This window comes from Undibacterium sp. Di24W, from assembly GCF_049340325.1.
In the GTDB taxonomy this organism is placed as follows: Bacteria; Pseudomonadota; Gammaproteobacteria; order Burkholderiales; family Burkholderiaceae_D; genus Undibacterium.
The window spans coordinates 117,365-125,671 of the sequence record NZ_JBMPOP010000011.1 but is presented as its reverse complement, the minus strand read 5'-3'; the positions used below and the strand labels follow the sequence as shown (position 1 = coordinate 125,671).

Genomic DNA, 8,307 nt, shown 5'->3' with positions numbered 1-8,307 from the left:
CTACCTGATCAACCACTGATAATTTAAAGGCCAAGGTGTAATCTCTTTGGCTCCTGCGTTCTGTTGATTTCATTGACGTTCCTTTCAATCACGAAGAAAACTGTCAATCTATTTCAGGACGGGTCACTGCAAATAAAAAAGCCACGAAAATTTCGTGGCTTTTTTATTGTTGTGAGCTTTAATCGCTACCTAAGTTTATTTGCCAGCTTTGCGCATTAACGAAGAAAGGTAGGCCTCGCCATCTGGTGGTGTGCCATTGCGTTGTGAATTCCAGATCATTTCACCTAAACAATCCATCATTTCGTGATGCGCCTCATGGATGGAATTCTTCTTATGAGCTAAAGCTTCGTAAGCGACGCGAACGCCGTGCGGTTGATTAATAGTAATTTGTTCGGCGATCGTTAGATGCATCGACAAGTGTAGAAACGGGTTGGTTTTACCTGAATCTACACTGTAGTTTCGTTGCAGCGCTGCTTCGACATCACGAAAATCATCATCATATTCAGGGTGTTGAGAAATCCAGTCAGCGGCAATGGTTTCTAATGGTGTAAGAATTTCTTTGGCGTGATATTTGCGGAAAGTTTCGCAAAAAAATCGGCGTACGTCGTCTTGGCTGGGATTAAACATGTTCTGCTTGGTTAGGTTTGTTGCTTGATCAGGATATCTGAGGCAAGTGTTATTCTAATGGGAATTTGAGCTATTCGCAGTTCGTTGGTGAATTGTGCATTCTGAAAGAAAATTAATTTTCGGTTATGATCGCGGCTTCGTTCATTTAAGGTGGTATCACATGTTAAATCAAGAATCTTTAGACTTGTTGTTTTCTTCTGCCCGCACCCATAATGTCTGGTTGGATAAGCCCGTCAGCGATGAGCAAATTCAGGCGATTTACCATGCCATGAAGTGGGCGCCAACCTCTGCTAATTCGTCCCCAGCGCGTTTTGTATTTGTAAAGTCTGCGGAGCAAAAAGAGAAATTAGTTGAGTGCATGTCGCCAGGTAACGCTGAAAAAACTCGCCAAGCTCCAGTAACCGTGATTATCGGCATGGATTTGGCGTTCTATGAAAAATTGATCAAATTGTTCCCTCATGCGCCTGATGCACGCTCTTGGTTCGAAGGAAATCAGGCGAATATTGAAGCTACTGCCTTCAGAAACTCTAGCTTGCAAGGCGCATACATGATGATGGCTGCACGTGCATTAGGATTGGACTGTGGTCCTATGTCGGGCTTTGATGCGGATAAAATCAATGCTGCGTTTTTTGCTGACACACCTGTGAAAGTCAATTTTGTTTGCAGTGTTGGTTATGGTGATGTGGAAAAACTGTTCCCACGTTCACCACGTTTGGACTTTGATGAGGCTTGTCAAATCGTTTAATTCGACCAAATACTGGTAAAGCTTGTAGGAAAAGAGCGCTCTTACACATTATCTGGTAAGGGCGTTTTTTGTTTGAATTCGCACAAGTCAGCGATCATGCAATTCCAGCATTTGGGTGTACGGGCAATGCACGTGTAACGACCGTGAAGGATCAGCCAGTGATGCGCATCGAGCTTGAAATCGTTCGGCACAAACTTCAATAATTTTTCTTCGACTATATCGACGTTTTTTCCTGGCGCGATGCCGGTGCGATTTGAAACTCGGAAAATATGGGTGTCTACCGCGATAGTTGGTTCGCCAAATGCGGTGTTGAGTACCACATTCGCAGTTTTTCTGCCGACGCCAGGTAGACCCTCTAGGGCTTCGCGCGTTCGCGGCACTTCGCCCTGATGTTGGTCTAAGATGATGCGGCATGTTTCGATGGTGTTTTTCGCTTTGGTGCGAAATAAGCCTATCGTTTGAATATAAGGAATGAGCCCGTCGACACCTAAATCAAAAATTTTTTGCGGCGTATTGGCGACAGGGTAGAGGCGTTTTGTCGCTTTGTTGACTGATACATCGGTTGCTTGGGCTGATAGCAGGACGGCAATCAGTAATTCAAATGGTGTTGTGTATTCGAGCTCCGTAGTTGGGTGCGGGTTTTGTGCCTGCAAGCGAGTAAAGATTTCTAGGCGTTTGTTGGCATTCATGGGAGTTGAGTTATCTAAATCAGTAAATTATTTGGCTTGTATATCTTTTTTTGTGGAAGCACGCAAGATGGCATTGGCGATAATTTTTTTCTTACGTTCTTTTTCGTCTAGCTCTGCTTGTGTTTCCGCAGCTTCTAGTGACAGTAGCTTAAGTTTTTCATGTGCTTTTGCCAATAAACGTTTTTCGTTCTCCTGATTTTCTTGAATTAAACGTTGTTCTCTCTGTTTATAGCGACGCTTGGCGCTGTCGGCTTGTTCTTGCGACCACGCTTGCCAGCCAGTTGATGTGCTTGCGGTTGGTAGCATGGTGATGCAGTCAACAGGGCAGGGCGCTACGCATAAATCGCAACCCGTACACAAGTCGGGAATCACGGTATGCATTTGTTTGTTTGCGCCCATGATGGCATCGACTGGGCAGGCTTGTATGCAAAGTGTGCAGCCTATGCACGCAGCTTCTTCAATAAAGGCAATGGTGCGAGGCTTTTCCGCGCCGTTGGCGGGGTTCAGTGGAATAAGTGGTTTGCCTAAAAGCTTTGCCAGTCTGTTGATTCCTTCTTGTCCGCCGGGTGGACATTGATTATAGCTAGCGCCATCGTCTGCTATCGCATGGGCGTATGCCTGGCAAGCAGGGTATCCACATTTTGTGCATTGTGTCTGTGGCAATAAATTATTGATTTGATCAGCGAGAGTGAGAGCCACGGCTTTGTATTCATTAAGCGAGAAAGGCTGCATTATCCGCGCAATGCAATGCACGGACAAGAAAGAGTGGGCAGAAAATGATGAAATTCTTTAGTGTACTCGCCGGTTTGCGTAGCTGAGTAACAATCAAAAAGCGAGAAAGTGCTTTTTGGAAAGAATTCTGAGATTGCTTGAGAGCGTCATTTGCGCTATAATTCGAGGGTTTAGCTTATTCAAATCTCGTCGTAGCGCATATCCAAAAAAAATCACTCTCTACTTTGATTGTTTCTCATTCTCCGGATAGCGCTTTGTTATTAAAGCGGTGTTCTGAGAACAGCAAGTAACGATCGATGTTTTGGCGCGCAACGGCGGTAACACTACAGGAGTTGCCCTTGCTGCCCATTCCGCAGTCCTTAAGTACCAATCCCGATACCGTCGCTATTCTTGCCCTCGCTGATGGCACGATTTTTACGGGCGTATCTATTGGCGCCTCCGGTCATACGATCGGTGAAGTTGTTTTCAATACCTCTATGACTGGTTATCAAGAAATCTTGACGGACCCTAGTTATAGTTCCCAAATCGTCACTTTGACCTATCCGCACATCGGTAATACAGGCGTGAATGCGGAAGACGTCGAATCCGACAAAATTCATGCCGCTGGTTTGATCATCAAAGATCTGCCTTTGCTGGTGTCGAATTTCCGTTCTGAGCAGTCTCTGTCGGACTATCTGAAATCACAAAATATCGTTGCTATCGCCGGTATCGATACGCGCAAATTGACACGTATCTTGCGTGAAAAAGGTGCGCAGGGCGGGGCGATTTTAGTAGGCAAAGATGCAGTTAAAACTCTGGAGCTGGCAAAGTCTTTTCCAGGTTTGTCCGGAATGGATCTGGCGAAAGTGGTTTCTGTGTCGAAATCCTACGAATGGACAGAAGCCGAATGGAAACTCGGTCAAGGCTACGGCAAATTAAGTAATCCTGAATTCCATGTTGTTGCATTCGACTTTGGCGTCAAGCGTAATATTCTACGTATGTTGTCAGAGCGCGGTTGCAAAGTGACGGTCTTGCCAGCCCAATCGACGGCAGCAGATGTTTTAGCTTTGAATCCTGATGGCGTGTTCTTGTCGAACGGCCCTGGCGACCCACAGCCATGTGATTACGCGATCGCAGCGGCTAAAGAGTTGATCGAAAAAGGAATTCCGACTTTTGGTATTTGCTTAGGCCATCAAATTATGGCTTTGGCATCTGGCGCAAAAACTTTGAAGATGAAGTTTGGCCATCATGGCGCGAATCATCCTGTACAAGATCTCGATACCAAGCAAGTGTTGATTACGTCGCAAAATCACGGTTTTGCAGTGGACGCCGCATCTCTGCCTGAAAACTGCCGCGTTACCCATGTGTCTTTGTTTGATGGTTCTTTGCAAGGCTTTGCCCGTACAGACAAACCAGCATTTTGTTTCCAAGGTCATCCTGAGGCTTCACCAGGTCCGCATGATATTGCCTACCTGTTTGACCGTTTCACGAACCTGATGAAGACTGCAAAGTTGGAGAAAAACAAAAATGCCTAAGCGTATAGACATAAAAAGTATTTTAATTATCGGCGCCGGTCCTATCATTATTGGTCAGGCTTGCGAGTTCGATTATTCTGGTGCACAGGCTTGTAAAGCTTTGCGCGAAGAAGGCTACAAAGTTATTTTGGTGAATAGTAACCCTGCAACCATTATGACTGACCCAGAAATGGCCGATGTGACATACATCGAACCGATTACCTGGCAAGTGGTGGAACGCATCATCGCTAAAGAACGTCCGGATGCCATCTTGCCGACTATGGGTGGTCAGACTGCATTGAACTGTGCTTTGGATTTACATAAGCATGGCGTCCTAGATAAGTATAAATGTGAATTGATCGGTGCTTCCCCAGAAGCTATTGATAAAGCCGAAGATCGTTCTAAGTTCAAAGATGCGATGACCAAAATTGGCCTAGGTTCTGCGCGTTCTGGCGTAGCTCACAGCATGGAAGAATCATGGGCTGTGCAAAAAACAGTCGGCTTTCCGGTCATTATTCGCCCCTCTTTCACGATGGGGGGGACGGGCGGTGGTATCGCGTACAATGAAGAAGAATTCGAAACGATTTGTAAGCGTGGTTTGGAAGCGTCACCAACCAATGAATTATTGATCGAAGAATCTTTGATCGGTTGGAAAGAGTACGAGATGGAAGTCGTGCGCGATAAAGCAGATAATTGCATTATCGTTTGCTCTATCGAAAACTTAGACCCTATGGGCGTGCATACAGGTGATTCGATCACCGTCGCGCCAGCACAAACTTTGACCGACAAAGAATACCAAATCATGCGTAACGCCTCGTTGGCTGTGTTGCGTGAAATCGGTGTGGATACTGGCGGTTCCAATGTGCAATTCTCTATCAATCCTGCCGATGGTCGTATGATCGTCATTGAGATGAATCCACGTGTGTCACGTTCTTCTGCGTTGGCATCAAAAGCAACAGGTTTCCCAATCGCGAAGATCGCGGCGAAACTGGCGGTTGGTTTTACACTCGATGAGCTGCGTAACGAAATTACTGGCGGTCAAACCCCAGCATCCTTCGAGCCGTCTATCGATTACGTTGTTACCAAGATTCCACGTTTTACTTTCGAAAAATTCCCGCAAGCGGATAACCGTTTGACGACGCAAATGAAGTCAGTCGGCGAAGTGATGGCGATCGGCCGTACCTTCCAAGAGTCCTTCCAAAAAGCCTTGCGTGGTTTGGAAGTTGGCGTTGATGGTATGAATGAAAAAACCACCGACCGTGAAGTTTTGGAAAAAGAACTCGGTGCGCCAGGTCCAGATCGTATTTGGTACGTTGGTGACGCATTCGCGCAAGGTTTTACGATGGAAGAAGTGCATCAGCTGACGCGCATTGATCCATGGTTCTTGGCGCAAATCAAAGACATCGTCGACATCGAGTTGTGGTTGGAAACCCAGTCCTTGGACGCCATCGATAAAGACCTGTTGTTGAAGTTGAAGAGAAAAGGCTTCTCTGATCGTCGCTTAGCAAAACTCTTGAAATCGACTGGTACTGCGGTTCGTGAAAAACGTATTGCTTTGAATGTACGTCCTGTCTATAAGCGTGTGGATACGTGTGCAGGCGAGTTCGCAACGAAGACCGCTTACATGTATTCCACTTATGAAGATGAGTGTGAGTCAGCACCGACTGACAAGAAAAAAATCATCGTCTTGGGTGGTGGTCCAAACCGTATCGGTCAAGGTATTGAATTCGATTACTGCTGCGTCCATGCAGCATTCGCGATGCGTGAAGATGGTTACGAAACGATTATGGTTAACTGTAATCCGGAAACTGTTTCCACTGACTACGATACGTCGGATCGTTTGTATTTCGAACCACTGACTTTGGAAGATGTTTTGGAAATCGTTGATCTGGAAAAACCAGTTGGCGTGATCGTGCAATATGGTGGTCAGACACCGTTGAAATTGGCATTAGAATTAGAAGCGAATGGCGTACCAATTATCGGTACTTCACCAGACATGATTGATGCAGCAGAAGATCGTGAACGCTTCCAGAAAATGTTGCATGAATTAGGTTTGCGTCAGCCACCAAACCGTACCGCACGTACGGAAGATGAAGCGATCGCATTAGCCCAAGAAATTGGTTACCCACTCGTGGTACGTCCGTCTTATGTTTTGGGGGGGCGTGCAATGGAAATCGTTCATGAGCAACGCGATCTGGAACGCTATATGCGTGAAGCGGTCAAAGTGTCACACGATTCCCCAGTGTTGTTGGATCGTTTCTTGAATGATGCGATTGAAGTTGACGTAGATTGTTTGTCCGATGGCACGCGTACTTTCATTGGCGGCGTGATGGAGCATATTGAACAAGCTGGCGTACACTCTGGTGACTCTGCTTGTTCATTGCCACCATACTCCTTGAAGCAAGCAACGATTGATGAATTAAAACGTCAAACCAGCTTGATGGCAAAAGGTTTGAACGTGGTTGGCTTGATGAACGTGCAGTTCGCGATCCAACAAAAAGATGGTGAAGACGTTGTGTACGTGTTGGAAGTCAATCCTCGTGCATCGCGTACTGTACCTTATGTTTCTAAGGTCACCGGTTTGCAATTAGCGAAGATCGCTGCACGTTGCATGGTTGGGCAGTCTTTGGATTCTCAGGGCATTTATAAAGAAGTAATTCCATCGTATTTCAGCGTGAAAGAAGCAGTATTCCCATTCGTGAAGTTCCCAGGTGTCGATACGATTTTGGGGCCTGAAATGAAATCGACTGGCGAAGTCATGGGTGTTGGCAAAACTTTCGGTGAAGCTTTTGTAAAATCGCAATTGGGCGCGGGTGTTAAATTACCTCGATCCGGTAAAGTGTTCTTGACTGTGAAAAATGCCGATAAGCCGCGTGCAATTAATATCGCGAAGAAGCTGGTAGCAATGGGCTTTGAATTGGTTGCCACCAAAGGTACCGCTGCCGCAATTTCAGCGGCAGGTGTGACTTGCGCTTCCGTGAATAAAGTTGCGGAAGGCCGTCCACATGTGGTCGATCTTTTGAAAAACCGTGAAGTCGTGATGGTCATCAATACCGTTGAAGAAAAACGTAATGCGATTGCTGATTCTCGTTCGATTCGCGTCTCTGCTTTAGCGTCTGGCGCAACGACGATTACGACGATCGCCGGAGCAGAAGCTGCCGTGGAAGGCATGCGTCATTTGGATGAATTGCATGTCTATGATTTACAAGGTCTGCATAAGTCTTTACACTAAGCGCAATTTTGCGAATCCCTGACTAACGGGGAATCGCACACCGAGAGGTCACAATCAACAATGAGTCATCATTGTTCTTGTGACCTCTCTACTTTTAGGCATGATGGTGATCCATCTTGTTTTTTAACTTGGGATTTTTATCCCAGTATTTTTTTACCTGATTTTTCACTTATATATTGTAGATAGCTATGAGTACAGTACCCCTGACTAAATTTGGTGCAGAATTGCTCAAGCAAGAGTTGCACAAACTAAAGACTAAAGAACGTCCAGAAGTGATCAACGCGATTGCAGAAGCGCGCGCACAAGGCGATTTGTCTGAAAATGCGGAATATGACGCGGCTAAAGAGCGTCAAAGTTTCATCGAAGGCCGTATTGCTGAACTCGATGGTAAATTGAGCGCAGCACAAATTATTGATCCTACTGAATTGGATGCAGAGGGCCGCGTGGTGTTTGCGGCAACCGTGCAATTAGAAGATTTAGAAAATGGACAAAAAGTTCAATATCAAATCGTTGGTGAAGACGAAGCCGATTTGAAATTGAATAAAGTGTCAATTACCTCACCAATCGCGCGTGCTTTAATTGGTAAGTACGCAGGTGATGTGGTTGGTGTACAAGCACCAGCTGGTGTGCGTGAATATGAAATTTTGGATGTCTTGTACATCTAAAATTTGACGCGAACTTTGCAGGCGCAAGTTTCGCAAAAAACACTTTCAAGTCGCGAGAGTAAGTTAGCATTAAAAAAATGGGGCGCAAGTTTGCGCCCCTCTTTGATAATAACGGTACTAACAG

At 45.8% G+C, this 8,307-nt stretch carries 7 protein-coding genes; 4 read left to right on the top strand and 3 right to left on the bottom strand.

The genetic code is table 11. The annotated features are described in order from the left end of the window. Positions 1-195: 195 nt before the first annotated feature. Positions 196-627: a DUF1841 family protein gene (locus ACO0KZ_RS19625; protein WP_422998360.1), complete on the bottom strand. Its 432-nt coding sequence runs from the start codon at positions 625-627 to the stop codon at positions 196-198. Positions 628-787: 160 nt separating this feature from the next. On the opposite strand from ACO0KZ_RS19625, the gene ACO0KZ_RS19620 reads away from it, so the two are divergent. Next, positions 788-1,372, top strand: a complete 585-nt coding sequence (locus tag ACO0KZ_RS19620; RefSeq protein WP_422998358.1) for a malonic semialdehyde reductase — start codon at positions 788-790, stop codon at positions 1,370-1,372. Positions 1,373-1,413: 41 nt separating this feature from the next. On the opposite strand, the gene nth is transcribed toward ACO0KZ_RS19620, so the two are convergent. Beyond that, entirely contained in the window at positions 1,414-2,061 is a 648-nt protein-coding gene (gene nth / locus ACO0KZ_RS19615; protein WP_422998356.1) for an endonuclease III, read from the bottom strand. Positions 2,062-2,088: 27 nt separating this feature from the next. Next, complete coding sequence (gene rsxB, locus ACO0KZ_RS19610) at positions 2,089-2,793, bottom strand: electron transport complex subunit RsxB (protein WP_422998354.1); 705 nt, start codon at positions 2,791-2,793, stop codon at positions 2,089-2,091. Positions 2,794-3,089: 296 nt separating this feature from the next. Between rsxB and carA the strand changes: the two genes are divergently transcribed. The 3 genes from carA (at position 3,090) to greA (ending at position 8,183) form a co-directional block, all read left to right on the top strand. After that, on the top strand, positions 3,090-4,307 hold the full coding sequence (gene carA / locus ACO0KZ_RS19605; protein ID WP_422998352.1) for a glutamine-hydrolyzing carbamoyl-phosphate synthase small subunit: 1,218 nt from the start codon (positions 3,090-3,092) through the stop codon (positions 4,305-4,307). Beyond that, on the top strand, positions 4,300-7,518 hold the full coding sequence (gene carB, locus ACO0KZ_RS19600) for a carbamoyl-phosphate synthase large subunit (protein WP_422998350.1): 3,219 nt from the start codon (positions 4,300-4,302) through the stop codon (positions 7,516-7,518). Before carA ends, carB begins: the two co-directional genes overlap by 8 nt. Positions 7,519-7,706: 188 nt before the next feature. Next, the gene (gene greA / locus ACO0KZ_RS19595) at positions 7,707-8,183 is read left to right on the top strand and encodes a transcription elongation factor GreA (protein WP_315467329.1); all 477 of its coding nucleotides are present in this window, start codon (positions 7,707-7,709) and stop codon (positions 8,181-8,183) included. Positions 8,184-8,307 lie beyond the last annotated feature (124 nt).